This is a genomic window from Microbacterium sp. X-17 (genome assembly GCF_039615055.1).
Genome location: NZ_JBDHNI010000006.1, coordinates 129,591 through 143,908, shown reverse-complemented (window position 1 = coordinate 143,908; position 14,318 = coordinate 129,591). Strand labels below are relative to the sequence as shown.

The following is a 14,318-nucleotide window of genomic DNA, read 5'->3' as shown; positions in this document are numbered from 1 at the left end:
CGGGCTCCTTTTCGGGTGGTGGGCTGGTGGCTCCGGATAGTGTAGCGGTCCGACTCTGGATGTCTCCCCCGGGTGGGGGCAGACCGGACGTCGTCCGTGCGGCGCGGCTGCGTTTACGGCGACGGGAGGGCGGTCGAGCCGTTGGCGGGCACCACCGTGTACGGGGTCGTGGGCGACTGGGCGGACTCCACGGACTCGCCCTGGTTGCAGAAGATCGAGTAGCTGAGCGTGTAGTTGCCCGCTGCCGTCGGCGACCAGGTGAACTTGGAGTCGTTGACCGGGGCCTGCGGCTGCCCGTTGACGAACAGGCGGCGCCCGGTGAGGTTCTGGCCCGCCGGGCAGGTCGCCGAGCCGAATGACACCGTGATCTGCGAGTTGGCCGCCCCCTGGCCGGACGGCGGGTTGGCCGAGACCGTGTCGCTCGGCGTCGGGATCGGCGTCACCGGTCCGTACACCTTGACCGTGATCGTCGTGCCCTTCTGCACCGGGCCGGTCGGGTTGACCGAGTACACCGTGTTGACCTGGCCCGCGGAGGACGCCGCCGAGCCGGTCTGCACGTCGGCGACCATCCCGACGCCCTGGAGCTTCTGCCTGGCCTGGTCGGCGGTCAGGCCGAGATAGTCGCCCTCGCTGATCTGCACCGTCGTGCTGGTCGGGGTGGGCGACGGAGTCGGCGAGGCCGGCGGGGTGGTGTGGACGACCGGCGGCGTCGTGGTCGTCGTCGCGACCGGGGTCTTGGGCTGCGCGAGCAGCGCGATGATCGTCCCGATCAGGACCAGCGCCAGGAGCGCGATGAGGGCGATGAGCGGCCAGGTCCACGGGCTGCGCTTCTTCTCCTCGACCGGCTCCTCGGTCTCCTCCTCCGTGACCGCGGCGCCGGCGGCCGCGGCGGGCAGCACGCTGGTGGCCTGGGTCGGGGCGACGTTGGGGGAGGTCATCAGCACGGTCGCGGCGTCGGCGGCGACCGCGGCGCCGAGCACGGCGGGCACCGAGGCGGCCGCGGCACGGATGTCGCCGCGGCGCAGGGCCTGCGCCGCACGCGCCAGGTGCGCAGCCGAGGCCGGACGGTCGGCGGGGTTCTTGGCGATGCAGGCGAAGACGAGGTTGCGGACCGGCTCGGAGACCGTGGCCGGCAGCTCCGGCGGGGCCTCGTTGATCTGCGCCATCGCGATGGCGACCTGCGACTCGCCGGTGAACGGCCGGCGGCCCGCGAGGCACTCGTAGGCGACGATGCCGAGCGAGTAGATGTCGGTGGTCGGCGATGCCGGGTGGCCGGACGCCTGCTCGGGCGACAGGTACTGCACCGTCCCCATGACCTGGCCCGTGGCGGTGAGCGGGACCTGGTCGGCGATGCGGGCGATGCCGAAGTCGGTGATCTTGACCCGGCCGTCCGGCGTGATCAGGAGGTTGCCCGGCTTGATGTCGCGGTGGACCAGCCCGGCGGCGTGTGCGGCGTGCAGTGCGGCGGCGGTCTGCGCGACGATGTCGAGGGTGCGGTCGGTGCTGAGCACGTGCTCGCGCTCGAGGATGGTGGAGAGCGCCTCACCGGGCACCAGCTCCATCACGAGGAAGGCGCTGCCCTCCTCCTCGCCGTAGTCGTAGACGTTCGCGATGCCTTCGTGGTTGACGAGCGCGGCGTGCCTGGCCTCCGCGCGGAAGCGCTCGAGGAAGCCGGGGTCGCCGAGGTACTCGTCCTTGAGGATCTTGATCGCGACGGTGCGGCCGATGACCAGATCGGTCGCCTGCCAGACCTCGCCCATGCCGCCGATCGCGATGCGCGACTGCAGCTCGTAACGTCCTCCGAAGGTGAGCCCTGCTGTGGGTCTCATTTATTCAGCACCGCCTCTAGTACTTTTTTCGCGATCGGCGCGGCGATGGAGTTACCCGTGCCGTCCTGACCGCGTCCACCGCCATTTTCAACGACTACCGCAACAGCGAACTGAGGGTCGTTCGCCGGTGCGAACCCGGTGAACCACAGCGTGTACGGGTCGTTCGCCCCGTTCTGCGCCGTCCCCGTCTTACCGCCGACCTCGACCCCGTCTATTCTTGCATTGCTCGCCACACCGTGATCGACGCCGTCGACCATCATCTGCTTGATGGTGTCGGCGTTCTGCTGGCTCATCGGCTGCGAGAACTGCTGGGGCTGGAACGTCTCGATCGGCTGCAGATCCGACGAGCGGATCGAGTCGACCAGGTTCGGCGTCATCAGCTTGCCGCCGTTCGCGACCGCGGCCGACACCATCGCCATCTGCAGCGGGGTCGCGCGGTCGTCCTTCTGCCCGAACGAGCCGAGCGCCCGCTCCGCCGGGTCGGTGTAGAGCGGGTAGACGCTCTTCTCGACCGGGATCGGGATGCTCAGAGACTGGTTGAAGCCGAACTTGTCGGCCTGGTCCTTGATGACCTGCGGCTGCAGCTGCATCCCGAGCTCGGCGAACGGGATGTTGCAGGAGAGGATCTGCGCGGTCGCGATCGACACCGTCGCGCCGGGGCCGCAGGTGGTCAGCGAGTCGTTCTTGACGACGGTCGGGGAGCCGGGGAGCGGGAGCGAGGCCACGTTCGGGAGCTGGCTGTCCTTGGTGTACTGGCCCGTCCCGAAGGCCGCGGCGCTCATCACAGGCTTGAACGTGGAGCCGGGCGGGTTGAGGTTGCCGCCGATGGTGCGGTTGGTGAGCGGGCTGCCCGAGGTGCCGAGGAGCTGCTGGTAGGCCGCGTTGACGGCAGCGGTGTCGTGGGAGGCCAGGACGTTCGGGTCGTAGGTGGGCTTCGACACCATCGCGAGGATCTTGCCGGTCTTCGGCTCCAGCAGCACGACCGCGCCCTGGTAGTTTCCGAGCGCATCCCAGGCCGCCTGCTGCGCCTTCGGGTCGATCGTCGTCTCGACCGTCGCGCCCTGCGGGTTCTTGCCGGTCAGGATCGAGTTGATCCGCTCGAAGAACTGCGAGTTGGAGGTGCCGGACAGCCGGTCGTCGAGGGCGCCCTCCAGGCCGGTCGCCTCGCCGTTGACCGGGTAGAAGCCGGTCACGGCCGAGTACAGCGGCCCGTTGCTGTACTCGCGCTGCCACTTGTAGACGTCGTTGGAGGGCACGGACTGTGCGACCGGCTGGCCCGCGACGAGGATCGCGCCGCGCTGGGCCGCATAGCTGTCGTTCCGCGCCCGGGTGTTCCGCGCGTCGGCGGCCAGGCTGTCCGCCTGGAACGCCTGCAGGATCGACGTGGACACCAGGAGCGCCAGGAACATCACCAGCACGATCGTGCTGACCCGCTTGATCTCGCGATTCATCGTTCAGCTCACCACCAGACGGGGTTGGTTGCGGACAGTGTCGGAGAGCCGCAGCAGCAGCGCGACGATGATCCAGTTGGCCACCAGGGAGGAGCCTCCCGCCGCGAGGAACGGCGTCGTCAGACCGGTCAGCGGGATCACGCGCGTCACGCCGCCGATGACGATGAAGCACTGCAGGCCGACAGTGAACGACAGTCCCACCGCGAGGAGCTTGCCGAAGTCGTCCTGGCCGGCGAAACCGATCCGCAGACCGCGCGCGACGAAGACCAGGTACAGCGCGAAGATCGCGAACAGGCCGGCGAGACCGAGCTCCTCGCCGAGGCTCGCGATGATGTAGTCGCTCTGGGACACCGGGGTGACCCACGGCTGGCCCTGGCCGAGCCCGGTGCCGATCAGGCCGCCGTGCGCGAGGCCGAAGAGGCCCTGGACGAGCTGGAAGCTGCCGCCCTGGGCGTCGTAGACCTTCTGGGAGAACGGGTCGAGCCAGTTCGCGAAGCGGTCGTGCACGTACGGGAGGAGCTGGCTCGCGACCACGGCGCCGCCGACGATCAGCACCAGGCCGAGGATGACCCAGCTGATCCGTGCGGTGGCGACGTACACCATCACGAGGAACAGCCCGAAGATCAGGAGGCCGGTGCCGAGGTCGCGCTGGAAGACGATGACGGCCATCGACATCAGCCACACGATGAGCAGCGGGCCGAGGTCGCGGGCGCGCGGGAAGCGGATGCCGAGGAACTTCTTGCCCACCATCGAGAGCGAGTCCCTGGCCTGCACCAGGTAGCCGGCGAAGAAGATCGCGAGGCACAGCTTGGCGAGCTCGCCCGGCTGGAAGCTGAACGGGCCGATGCCGATCCAGACGCGGGCGCCGTAGATCTCCTTGCCGATGCCCGGCAGCATCGGCAGGAGCAGCAGCACGAGCGCGGCCAGGCCGAAGATGTAGGTGTAGCGCTGCAGCACGCGGTGGTTGCGGATGACGACGATGACCGCGATGGCGCACACGATGGCGATGGCGGCCCAGGCGATCTGCTTGACGCCCGCGCTGGCCCAGCCGGCGTCCTTGAAGTGGATGTCGATCCGGTAGATCTCCGCGATCCCGATGCCGGTCAGGACCGTGGCGATCGGCAGCAGGAACGGGTCGGCCTGCGGGGCGACGATCCGCAATGCGATGTGCATCCCGAGCACCAGCGCGGACAGGCCGGCGCCGAGGTAGACGAGCGTGAGGTCCAAGTGGCCCAGGGCGCCGAGCTGCACGAGGACGACCGCCGCGGCGTTGATGCCGCAGGCGAGGATCAGGAGGAGCAGCTCGAGGTTCCGCTGCTTGGCGGGCAGGCGCAGCCGCTTGACCGGGCCGGTGGCCGGCCTGGCCTGCTTCCGCTCGCTCACGCTACTGTTTTGCGGCATCGGTCAACTGGTCCACGATCGCGCGGGCGGCCGCCAGGTCGTCCGCGTTGATGGTCTGCTGCACGAGCTGCTTGTCGTACTGCGGGAGGCTCTTCACCGTCACGTCGGACTCCTCGTACACATGCGAGAGCACGATCGGCCCGAGGTTCTGCTGCACGCCCTGGTAGATGGCGACCTTGCCGGCGGGCGAGGAGCCGACGAAGAACCGGGACTGGGTCCACTGGTACCCGAAGAGCACCGCGAGCACGATCGCGACGACGAGCACCGCCAGCCCGATCATCCAGGTGAGCCGGCGGCGGCGCGCTCGGCGCTCGTCCTCCTCGATCAGCTCGTCGTAGTAGTCGTCCGACTGCGGCTCGAAGTGCGTCGGGCCGGTGGCGGGCCGCACCGGGTGGAGGCGGAGGGTCGGGAGGCGCGTGGCGCGGGTGGCGGGCTTGGGCTCGCCGAACTGGAGGGGGGCCGACGCCGAGCCGACCGTGACCGGCTCCTTCACGACGTCGCCGCGGGCGACGTCCGCGATGTCGAGGATCACGACCGTGACGTTGTCGGGAGCGCCGGCGTCGAGGCTCTGCTTGAGGAGCTTCTCCGCGACCTGCTTAGGCGCGTCGCGCGTGGCGAGGGCCGCGAGGAGGTCGTCGTGCTTCACGACGCCGCTGAGCCCGTCCGAGCAGATCAGCCAGCGGTCGCCGGGCCGCGTCGCGAGGATGAGGGTGTCGATCTCGGGGGAGGCGTCGACGTCGCCGAGCACGCGCATCAGCACGGAACGGCGCGGGTGGACCATCGCCTCCTCCTCCGTGATGCGGCCGCTGTCGACCAGCCGCTGCACGAAGGTGTGGTCGACCGAGACCTGGCTGAGCTCGCCGTCGCGGAAGAGGTAGATACGGGAGTCGCCGATGTGGGCGATGGCCATCTCGTCGCCGACCCGCATCAGCGCGCTGACGGTGGTGCCCATCCCGGTGAGCTCGGGATGCTCGAAGACGGTCTCGGCGAGCAGCGAGTTGGCGGCGATCAGCGCGGACTGGAGGGCGAACTCCGCCTCCGTCGCCGTCTCGTACTCGCCGTCGGCCTCCTTGATGCGGTTGACCGCGATCGCGCTGGCGACGTCTCCGCCGGCATGGCCGCCCATGCCGTCGGCCACCACGAACAGCTCATGACCGGCATAGCCGGAGTCCTGGTTGTTCGAGCGGATCTTCCCGACGTGGGAGACGGCCGCTGCCCGATTGCCTGCCACGGGTTACCGTCGCAGCTCGAATGTGGTCGTCCCGATCTTGATCGGGGTGTCGAGCGGGACCTGGGTCGGGACGGTGACGCGGCGGCCGTCGAGGAAGGTGCCGTTGGTCGAGTCCAGATCCTGGATCATCCACTCGTCGTTCCACAGGAGCAGGCGGGCGTGGTGGGTGGAGGTGTAGTCGTCGCGGATGACCAGCCCGGACTCGCTGGACCGGCCGATGGTGATGGGGTCGCGCCCGAGCGCGAGCTCCGTGCCGGCGCGCGGTCCGGAGGTGAGGACCAGGCGGTGGGCCGTCTGCACGCTGGCCTTCGTACCGCCCGCTGCGGTGTTGGCGCCGGCCGGGAGGTTGGAGACGGGCGCGTGCTGCATGACCGGCTCGGTCGGGCCGGCCGGCACGGGGACTGGGGCGGGGGCCGGAGCGGGAGCGGCTGCCGGGGTCGGGAACGGCGACGCGGCCGCCTGCGACTCCGGGAGCTTGCGCACGCGCTGGCCGAACAGGTCGGTGCGGAGGGCGTAGACGATGCCGAACACGAACAGCCACAGCAACAGCAGGAAGCCGAACCGCAGCACCAGGAGGGTGAGCTCACTCGGGTTCACGAGGTGCTCCAGAAGTTGTCGCCCTGCGCGGAGCCGGGGGAGGGCGCCGCCTGCGGGAGCACCCGGAAGACGATGCGGGTGCGTCCGATGGTGACGACGGAGTCGGGTTCGAGGATCGCCTTCTTCACCGGCTGCCCGTTCAGCTTCGATCCGTTGGTGGAGCCGAGGTCCTCCACCTGGGCGCGGTGGCCGTCCCAGGTGATCATGACGTGCCGGCGCGAGATGCCGGTGTCGTCGACCGTGATGTCGGCGTCCTGCCCGCGGCCGACGACCGTGCGGCCCCCCGTGAGCGGGTAGTGCCGGCCGTCGATGTCGAGCACCGGCGTCCAGGCGACGTCGCCCTTGACGTTCTCGGAGTCGATCTGGAGCATCCCCACGCTGATGTCGGGGTCCTCCCGGAGGTCGATGGAGAGGCCGCCGGCGAACGCGTAGTGCTGGCTGGTGGCGTGCTTCTGGGCGAACGACACGAGCTCGTCGGTGAGCGCTGCGCCCATGGCGCTCATGCGCGTGTAGTCGGCGGCCGACATCCTCAGGACGAAGCGGTTGGGCGCCAGGACGCGGTCCCGGGAGACGACGGCCGCCTTGGTGTCCATCTCCTTGCGGATGGCGCTGGTGAGCTCCACGGGCTGCAGCCCGGAACGGAAGGTCTTCGCGAACGCGCCGTTGACGGCGCGCTCGAGCCCCCGCTCGAAGTTGTCCAGAATGCCCACTAGTCTCCCGCTCCCGGCTTGGCCAGCTACATGCATGTTAGTCGGAACCCCCTGGAAGACACCCCCGCACGGCTGCCTCACAGGTGAAGATCGTCCTCAGGGAGTGCGGACGGATTCGTTGTCGGACGCGCTGTCGTGTTAGTCTTCCTGGGTTCGCGCGAGTGGCGGAATTGGCAGACGCGCTGGCTTCAGGTGCCAGTGCTCGAAAGGGCGTGGGGGTTCAAGTCCCCCCTCGCGCACGAACGGTGGAAGGCCGGATCGACGGGTGACGTCGGTCCGGCCTTTCGTGTTGATCGCGCTGATCCGAGGTGCCGGATCAGTTGTCGGGGTTTATCGAGAGCTCGTAACGATCACCGCGGTACAGCGACGTGGTCTGCTCAGCGATCGTGCCTTCTTCGGTGATGCTTCGGGAGTGGACTCGCAGGCACGGCTGTCCTTGGGGGATCTCAAGGAGTTCTGCTTGTTCGGCGCTCGGCAGCACGGCCGAGACGCGGGACTCCGCACGGGACAGGTTCATTCCGTATTTGCGGTAAAGCAACTCGTAGAGCGAGCCGGTGAGGTCCTCTCCGAGGATGCCGGGAACGCTGGTCGCACTCAGAATGGTCGTGTCGATGCTCAGCGCGACATCATCACCGAACCGCAGCCGCTGGACGGTGATGATCTGATCGTGACGGCCGATGCCGAGGTCCGCTGCGGCCTCTGCGGTGGCGGGGCCGAGACTCGCGGCGAGGACGCTTGCGTGCGCCGTCATCCCGGCCGCCTTCATGGAGTCGGTGAACGAAGCCATGACCATTCGCTTGGTGACGGTGGGCTGGGCGACGAAGGTACCGCGGCCGCGAATGCCGACGATGCGCTTCGCTTGGATCAGTACCTGTAGCGCTCGACGGACCGTCATCGCGGACACCCCGTACTGCTCGGCTAGGGCTTGCTCGCCGGCCAGGCGGTCGCCTGGTTCCATTTCTGCGATGGTCAGGGAGAGATCCTTCAAGACCTCTTCGTACTTCGCGACCACTGCGATCCCCTCCGTTGGTCGGCTTGTTCCGACGGTTGTCTATTGTTTAGTCGATAACCCCAGTGTTAAACAACGCGATTCGAGAGTTCAACAGTCTTCGCTGCGACGACGAGATCGTGCGTGAGTGCATACGCGTCTGTCACTGCTTTGCCGACGACGACGGACGATGCCCCGGCGCGGAAAGCGGCCTGAATGTCTTCCGGTGTCGCGTAGCGACCCTCAGCGATGATCTGGCGGTCGGAGAATCGCTGCGAGAGGGCCGCAATCGCGGACAGGTTGGGTCCGCCGGGGCGGATGTCGGCGTCGCTGGGACCGATGAGGGTCGTTCCGAGCACGTCGACCCCCGCGGCGATCGCTGCCTCGGCGTCAGCTGCGCTGGACAGGTCGGCCATCACGATCAGGCCGAGCGACTTCGCGTGGGCGACCACCCGATCGAGGGTTTCACCGCCGGGCCGCCGGCGGGTCGTTCCGTCCAGGGCGACAATGCCGGCTCCGGCGCGCGCGATCTCGTCCACCTCGAATCGAGTAGGGGTGATGTAGACGTCGCTTCCCTCGTAGTGCTCCTTTCGGATTCCGATCACGGGGAGACGGACGGCCGCGACGATCTGCGCGATGTCCTCAACGCCTTCGGCGCGGATTCCGACCGCGCCGGCCTTCTCCGCCGCACGCGCCATGCTCACCATCACATACGGGTCGCGCAGCGGGCTGCCCACGGGGGCTTGGCACGAGACGAAAACTCCCCGAGGGAGGAAGGTCTGCGGGGTGTTCTGGTCAGTCATCGGTTTCCTTTTCTGTCACACACACGCCGACAAGCGGTGCGAGGGTCATCGGGTCCGGGTGGCGGAGGAGCTGTTGTGCTCCGTCGAGCGATGTGCCGGAAGGCGTCACCCGGGAAGCTTCGGGAAAGCGAGCCGCCACGATGCTGTTGAGCACCGGGTCCAAGAGGTCGCCTGCGCCAGTGAGGCGTCCGGCCACTGCCCACGAGAATGATGCGTCTCGTGTGAAGCCGGCTCGCGTGCTTGCCGCAACGACAGCATCGGCGATGTGGCGGGCGGCCTCCACCCAGATTTCCCGGGAGCGCACGTCGCCTTCGCGAGCAGCGGCCGCAACGGCCGGAGCGAAGGAGGCCACCATTCCTACCGGGAAGGGCGATGCGGCGATCTTCGCCGGAACGGCCTCGATCGGACCCAGTTGGTTCTCCAGAGCATCGAGCAGCGCTGCAGACGCCCCCGAACGTCCGTCCTTCGTGCTGAGTGCGGCGATGATGCCTTCTCGTCCGATCCACCAGCCGGAGCCGTTGTCGCCGATCACGGAGCCGACGCCATCGACGCGTGCCGCGCCGGCGGGACCCACGCCGAGTCCTACGAGTCCGGTTCCGGCGGCGACGAGCGTACCGGGTTCACCGGCGAGTGCTCCGAGGTGCGAGGTGACAGCGTCATCGGCGATGACGACCCGTCGCGCACCGAGAGAAGTGGAGAGTGTCGCAAGCAGACCGCTCAGATCGGGTGCGTGCCCGTAGAGACCCGTGACCCCTCCGGCAACCACATGTACTCGCTGATTCCCTAGGGTGTTCGCCGCTCGAGTGCATCGCTCGGCGATCGTGTCCATGAGGTTTGATCCATAGCGGAAGCCGTCGAGTTCGAGCTCCGATGTGGCCCCGGAATCACTAGTAATTCGGACGCGCGTCTGCGTCTGCCCGAGGTCGAATGCGAGCTCGGCCATCAAACACCTCCTTGGGTTCAGGTTCTTGTGTAACGGTCTTGTTTCGCTCTTGCAAGTGGTGCGCCTACGGTGTTAGCGTATCGGCAATCCTAGAGTGAATCAATAACCCTAGGGTAGTAGACATAGCGGCAGCCAATCCGTCACCCGCAAAGGAGCGCACCATGCCACTCACCCCCCGCATGAAACGCCACGTACTAGCCGTACTGGGCGTCGTCGCGGCCGCCTCGATGCTGTCCGCCTGCAGCCAGGCGAGCACGTCGACCAGCAGCAAGCCATCCGGCACCATCCACGTTCTGGCCGAGGACATCAACTACACCGACAACTGGAAGTCGCTGCTTCCGCAGTTCGAGAAGGAGACCGGCATCACGGTCAAGATCGACACGGTGCCCTACACCAACCTCGCCTCGAAGATCCTCCTCGGCTTCAGCCAGAAGTCGAGCGACTACGACGTGGTCTTCAACGACAACACCTACGGCGTCGGCTACTTCCAGTCGAAGTACATCGACGACCTGAAGCAGTACGAGCAGTACGGCAAGAAGTACGGCTCGGAGAGCGACTTCTATGGCCCCTACATCCAGCCCATGCAGAAGAGCGGCGCGACCTTCGGGCTCCCGGTCTACGGTGAGAGCACGATGCTGATGTACCGCAAGGACCTGTTCCAGCAGTACGGCATCGACGGACCGCCGAAGACGATGGACGAGCTCCAGGCCGACGCCAAGACCATCCAGGAGAAATCCGGCGGAGCCGTGGCCGGCATCACCCTCCGCGGCGCTCCTGGCATCCAGAGCGTGTACCCGTGGTCGGGCTTCCTCCGCTCGTTCGGCGGCGACTACTACAACAGCAAGGGCAAGATCGACATCGCGTCCTCGGAGTCGGTGAAGGCGACCACGTTCTGGGCCAACCTGCTGAAGAACTACGGGCCGTCCGGGGCCGCGAACTTCGACTGGGAGCAGAACCGCATCGCGTTCACCCAGGGCAAGGCCGGGATGACGATCGACGCCACCGCGAACGGTCCGTTCAACGAGGACCCGTCTGCGTCGACCGTGGCCGGCAAGGTCGGCTATGCCGCCATCCCGTACGCGATCAGCAACCCGCCGAAGACGGGCAACACCAACAACTCGCTCGACGTCCACGGGCTCTACCTGAACACCTACTCGAAGAACAAGCCCGCCGCCGCAGCCTTCATGTTCTGGGCGACCAGTCAAAAGGTGCAGGAGAACGTTCTGAAGACCAGCGAGGCGGTCGGTGTGACCAACAACGCCGTCCTCAACGGTCCGGAGTACGCCCAGAAGTACGGTGCGTTCCAGGCCGCGGTACTCGCGCAGCTGAAGACCGGCAACAAGGACTACCTCCCCGCCGGGCAGGATGCGAATACCATCATCACCGCCGTCGGCCAGGCGCTCTCGCAGTCGCTCGCCGGGGAGAAATCCCCCCAGGCCGCACTACAGCAGGCGCAGCAGACACTGAACCAGCAGCTCGGCCAGTAAGGCTGACAGCACCTAGCGAGCAGGGGCGGGTCGGCCTATGGCCGGCCCGCTCCCAACAAGGAAGTCACCATGACAACCACAGCCGAACGAGCAGGCACCAGCTCGAAACGCCCCACGCCTGTGAGCGCGTCTCGCCGGCAGATCGCGCTCCGACGCGGGCTCTCACGGGCCACCCTCGCCCTCCCTGCCGCAGTCGTGATCGTTCCGCTGCTGGTCATTCTCGTGGTCCAGGGCTTCCAGCTCATCACCCACAACGAGAACCTGACGCGGCCCGGTTCCGCCGACGTCTGGGTCGGCTGGGGCAACTTCGTCCGGGCCTTCACTGACCCGAACCTCGCCGGATCCATCCAGGTCACCCTTGTCTACGTCATCTTCGGCGTCGGCTTCGAGATGATCATCGGCGTCGGAATCGCGCTTCTCCTCAACGGCCGAATTCCCGGCAAGGGCGTGCTCCGTGCCCTCATCCTCATTCCCATGGTCCTGACCCCCGTCGTCGCCGGTCTGATGTGGCGGCTCCTGTTCGACCCGACTGCGGGCTTCATCAACTACCTCCTGGGTGTCCTCGGGCTCGGAAGCGACCATGCCTTCCTCTCCCACACCGCAACCGCACTGCCCGCCGTCATCCTCGTCGAGATCTGGCAGAACACCCCGTTCGTCATCATCATCGTCCTGGCCGGGCTCGAGTCGCTGGACCCTTCCCCGAGAGAGGCGGCGTCTCTCGACGGTGCGGGCGGCTGGCGGATGCTGCGGCACATCACACTGCCCATGCTCGCCCCGGTACTCGCGGTGGTCATGCTGCTGCGCATCATCGACGCGGTGAAGACCTTCGCCCTGGTGAACACCATGACCCAGGGCGGCCCGGGTACCTCCACGATGACGATCTCGAACTACGTCTACCAGACGGGCTTCCAGACCTTCGACATCGGCTACTCGACCACGCTCGGACTGATCGTCTCCCTGGCGATGCTGATCCTCCTGTTCCCGACCGCAAGCAAGCTCATGGGGCTGCGCATCCGAAAGGGCAAGCGATGAAGGCATCTCGAGCCGGCAACGCCGTCCGCGTCGCCGTCGTCTACCTGTTCGTCATCTGGTGCGTCGCACCGGTGCTGTGGCTCATCTCCACATCCCTGAAGAGCGACGTACAGGCATTCAGTCCCACCCCCGTCTGGATCTTCGTCCCGCAGTTCCAGAACTACGTCAACGCGTGGATGGACGGCGGGATGGGCCAGTCCATGATCATCAGCACCCTCGTCGCCGTCACCTCGGCGGTGATCGGCATCGTGGCCGGACTGCCACTCGCCTATCTCTCCACCCAGATCTGGCCGTCCGAAAGCGTCGCAGCCTCGCGGTTGACCCTCGCGATCCTGCTGCTGACGATCGTGCCGCCGGTGCTGAGCCTGACCCCGTACTACCGGGCGCTGTTCGGCATCGGCCTGACCGGCAACGCGTTCGGCCTGACGATCATCCACACGTTCTACGCAATCCTGCTGGCCGTGCTGATCTTCCGGTCGTTCCTCGTCAACTTCCCTCGCGACATCCGCGAAGCCGCCCAACTCGACGGCCTCGGCGAGTGGCGCACCCTCGGCCTCACGATCCTCCCCAACGTGTGGGGCGCCATGTTCGCCGTCTTCATCCTGGCGCTGATCCAGAGCTGGAACGAGTTCCTCTACGCGCTTGTGATGACCAATGGCTCCAGCGAGACGGTGCCGGTCACCATTTCGGGCTTCCTGAGTTTCTTCGGAACCAACTGGGCCCGCCTGACCGCGGCCGGCGTGATCGGCGCACTCCCGATCATCATCTTCGCCATCGTCGTCCGCAAGCACATGGCTCGCGGTCTGTCGTTCGGCGGCGTCAAGTAATCAACCTCAAGGAGACAGACACATGGTTCGCGTAGGAGTCATCGGCCTCGGCGCCATCGGCCGGGAGCACCTGGAGATCTATCGTGAGATCCCCGGCGTCGAGGTCACTGCCGTTGCCGACTTCGCCAAGAACGTCGCCGACGAGATCGCGGCGGAGATCGGCGCTCAGTCCTTCGGGAGCACCGCCGAGCTGCTGGAGGCCGGCGTCGTCGATGCGGTCACGCTCAGCACGCCGGATCACCTGCACCACGACGACGCCGTCCGGATCCTCGAGGCCGGTGTCCACCTGCTCCTGGAGAAGCCGATCGCGACGACAGTGGAAGAGTCGGACGACCTCGTCCGCGTCGCCGAGGCGTCCGGGCTGGTCGCAATGCCGGGTCACACCCTGCGCTTCGCCAACCAATATCTGACCGCGAAGAACCTCGTCGCCTCAGGCTCGGTCGGCTCGGTCATCCACGGCAACGTTCGCCGTAACAACAAGGTCAGCGTCGCCCGACGCGTCAACGGCCGCACTTCGGTGACCTTCTTCCTCGGCATCCACGACATCGACGCCCTGACCTGGATCGCCGGCGAGCGTGTGGTCGCTGTTCAGGCGTTCGAGTCCGAGCAGCGCACGCCGGACGGCGGCCAGGCGGTCGCCATCACAGCGAACCTGCGCCTCGCCGGTGGGGGAGTCGTCTCCCTCGAGGCCGCGTGGGGCCTTCCCGATACCTATCCGACCGACATCGACGCCCGCCTCCGGCTGGTCGGCGACAAGGGTGAGGTCCGCATCGACATCCATGACTTCGGGATGAGCGCGTTCAGCGAGACGCTGAGCTACCCGGTTCCCGCGGCCGGCCCGATCTACGGCGGCCCGCAGGGAATGCTCTACGAGGAGCTCAACGCGTTCCTCCGCGCCGTGCGTGGGGAGATCGAGGTCCCGATCACGATGCGCGAGGCCGCTGACGCGGTGCGCGTCGCGACCACGATCGACCGTGCCATCGCGAGCGGTCAGACGGAAACCGTCGACTACCGCTGAC

At 67.3% G+C, this 14,318-nt stretch carries 13 protein-coding genes and 1 tRNA gene; 5 read left to right on the top strand and 9 right to left on the bottom strand.

The genetic code is table 11. The features are described from left to right. Positions 1-113: 113 nt before the first annotated feature. The 6 genes from ABCS02_RS26720 to ABCS02_RS26695 are packed head-to-tail and all read right to left on the bottom strand — an operon-like array spanning position 114 to position 7,219. The gene (locus tag ABCS02_RS26720; RefSeq protein WP_345838747.1) at positions 114-1,829 is read right to left on the bottom strand and encodes a serine/threonine protein kinase; all 1,716 of its coding nucleotides are present in this window, start codon (positions 1,827-1,829) and stop codon (positions 114-116) included. Continuing rightward, the gene (locus ABCS02_RS26715; protein WP_345838746.1) at positions 1,826-3,280 is read right to left on the bottom strand and encodes a penicillin-binding protein 2; all 1,455 of its coding nucleotides are present in this window, start codon (positions 3,278-3,280) and stop codon (positions 1,826-1,828) included. The genes ABCS02_RS26720 and ABCS02_RS26715 overlap by 4 nt, the downstream gene beginning before the upstream one ends. Positions 3,281-3,283: 3 nt before the next feature. Further along, positions 3,284-4,681: an FtsW/RodA/SpoVE family cell cycle protein gene (locus tag ABCS02_RS26710; protein ID WP_345838745.1), complete on the bottom strand. Its 1,398-nt coding sequence runs from the start codon at positions 4,679-4,681 to the stop codon at positions 3,284-3,286. Next, positions 4,665-5,912, bottom strand: coding sequence for a PP2C family serine/threonine-protein phosphatase (locus tag ABCS02_RS26705; protein ID WP_345838744.1), 1,248 nt, complete (start codon positions 5,910-5,912; stop codon positions 4,665-4,667). The genes ABCS02_RS26710 and ABCS02_RS26705 overlap by 17 nt, the downstream gene beginning before the upstream one ends. Positions 5,913-5,915: 3 nt before the next feature. Then, positions 5,916-6,509: an FHA domain-containing protein gene (locus ABCS02_RS26700; RefSeq protein WP_345838743.1), complete on the bottom strand. Its 594-nt coding sequence runs from the start codon at positions 6,507-6,509 to the stop codon at positions 5,916-5,918. Continuing rightward, on the bottom strand, positions 6,506-7,219 hold the full coding sequence (locus ABCS02_RS26695; RefSeq protein WP_345838742.1) for a DUF3662 and FHA domain-containing protein: 714 nt from the start codon (positions 7,217-7,219) through the stop codon (positions 6,506-6,508). Before ABCS02_RS26695 ends, ABCS02_RS26700 begins: the two co-directional genes overlap by 4 nt. A gap of 155 nt (positions 7,220-7,374) precedes the next feature. Between ABCS02_RS26695 and ABCS02_RS26690 the strand changes: the two genes are divergently transcribed. Continuing rightward, positions 7,375-7,458: transfer RNA gene (locus ABCS02_RS26690), tRNA-Leu, on the top strand. Between the two features lie 77 nt (positions 7,459-7,535). On the opposite strand, the gene ABCS02_RS26685 is transcribed toward ABCS02_RS26690, so the two are convergent. The 3 genes from ABCS02_RS26685 to ABCS02_RS26675 all read right to left on the bottom strand — a co-directional run bounded on the left by ABCS02_RS26685 (position 7,536) and on the right by ABCS02_RS26675 (position 9,953). Then, positions 7,536-8,231, bottom strand: a complete 696-nt coding sequence (locus ABCS02_RS26685; protein ID WP_345838741.1) for a GntR family transcriptional regulator — start codon at positions 8,229-8,231, stop codon at positions 7,536-7,538. Positions 8,232-8,296: 65 nt separating this feature from the next. Beyond that, on the bottom strand, positions 8,297-9,010 hold the full coding sequence (locus ABCS02_RS26680) for a putative N-acetylmannosamine-6-phosphate 2-epimerase (RefSeq protein WP_345838740.1): 714 nt from the start codon (positions 9,008-9,010) through the stop codon (positions 8,297-8,299). Further along, positions 9,003-9,953, bottom strand: coding sequence for a BadF/BadG/BcrA/BcrD ATPase family protein (locus tag ABCS02_RS26675; RefSeq protein WP_345838739.1), 951 nt, complete (start codon positions 9,951-9,953; stop codon positions 9,003-9,005). Before ABCS02_RS26675 ends, ABCS02_RS26680 begins: the two co-directional genes overlap by 8 nt. A 161-nt stretch (positions 9,954-10,114) precedes the next feature. On the opposite strand from ABCS02_RS26675, the gene ABCS02_RS26670 reads away from it, so the two are divergent. From ABCS02_RS26670 to ABCS02_RS26655, 4 genes are all read left to right on the top strand, one after another. Continuing rightward, on the top strand, positions 10,115-11,440 hold the full coding sequence (locus tag ABCS02_RS26670; RefSeq protein WP_345838738.1) for a sugar ABC transporter substrate-binding protein: 1,326 nt from the start codon (positions 10,115-10,117) through the stop codon (positions 11,438-11,440). Positions 11,441-11,509: 69 nt separating this feature from the next. Next, positions 11,510-12,472 (top strand): sugar ABC transporter permease, encoded by a 963-nt coding sequence (locus tag ABCS02_RS26665; RefSeq protein WP_345838737.1) that lies wholly within the window; start codon positions 11,510-11,512, stop codon positions 12,470-12,472. Continuing rightward, positions 12,469-13,299 (top strand): carbohydrate ABC transporter permease, encoded by an 831-nt coding sequence (locus ABCS02_RS26660; RefSeq protein WP_345838736.1) that lies wholly within the window; start codon positions 12,469-12,471, stop codon positions 13,297-13,299. Before ABCS02_RS26665 ends, ABCS02_RS26660 begins: the two co-directional genes overlap by 4 nt. Before the next feature lie 22 nt (positions 13,300-13,321). Continuing rightward, positions 13,322-14,317 carry a Gfo/Idh/MocA family oxidoreductase gene (locus ABCS02_RS26655; protein ID WP_345838735.1) on the top strand — a complete coding sequence of 332 codons (996 nt, stop codon included), beginning with the start codon at positions 13,322-13,324 and terminating at the stop codon, positions 14,315-14,317. Position 14,318: the final 1 nt, after the last annotated feature.

Bases quoted from the DNA above. Each gene is read 5' to 3' on its own strand.
- ABCS02_RS26680 (WP_345838740.1), bottom strand. From the start codon at position 9,010: ATGACTGACCAGAACACCCCGCAGACCTTCCTCCCTCGGGGAGTTTTC.
- ABCS02_RS26720 (WP_345838747.1), bottom strand. From the start codon at position 1,829: ATGAGACCCACAGCAGGGCTCACCTTCGGAGGACGTTACGAGCTGCAG.
- ABCS02_RS26655 (WP_345838735.1), top strand. From the start codon at position 13,322: ATGGTTCGCGTAGGAGTCATCGGCCTCGGCGCCATCGGCCGGGAGCAC.
- ABCS02_RS26675 (WP_345838739.1), bottom strand. From the start codon at position 9,953: ATGGCCGAGCTCGCATTCGACCTCGGGCAGACGCAGACGCGCGTCCGA.
- ABCS02_RS26665 (WP_345838737.1), top strand. From the start codon at position 11,510: ATGACAACCACAGCCGAACGAGCAGGCACCAGCTCGAAACGCCCCACG.
- ABCS02_RS26660 (WP_345838736.1), top strand. From the start codon at position 12,469: ATGAAGGCATCTCGAGCCGGCAACGCCGTCCGCGTCGCCGTCGTCTAC.
- ABCS02_RS26710 (WP_345838745.1), bottom strand. From the start codon at position 4,681: ATGCCGCAAAACAGTAGCGTGAGCGAGCGGAAGCAGGCCAGGCCGGCC.
- ABCS02_RS26670 (WP_345838738.1), top strand. From the start codon at position 10,115: ATGCCACTCACCCCCCGCATGAAACGCCACGTACTAGCCGTACTGGGC.
- ABCS02_RS26715 (WP_345838746.1), bottom strand. From the start codon at position 3,280: ATGAATCGCGAGATCAAGCGGGTCAGCACGATCGTGCTGGTGATGTTC.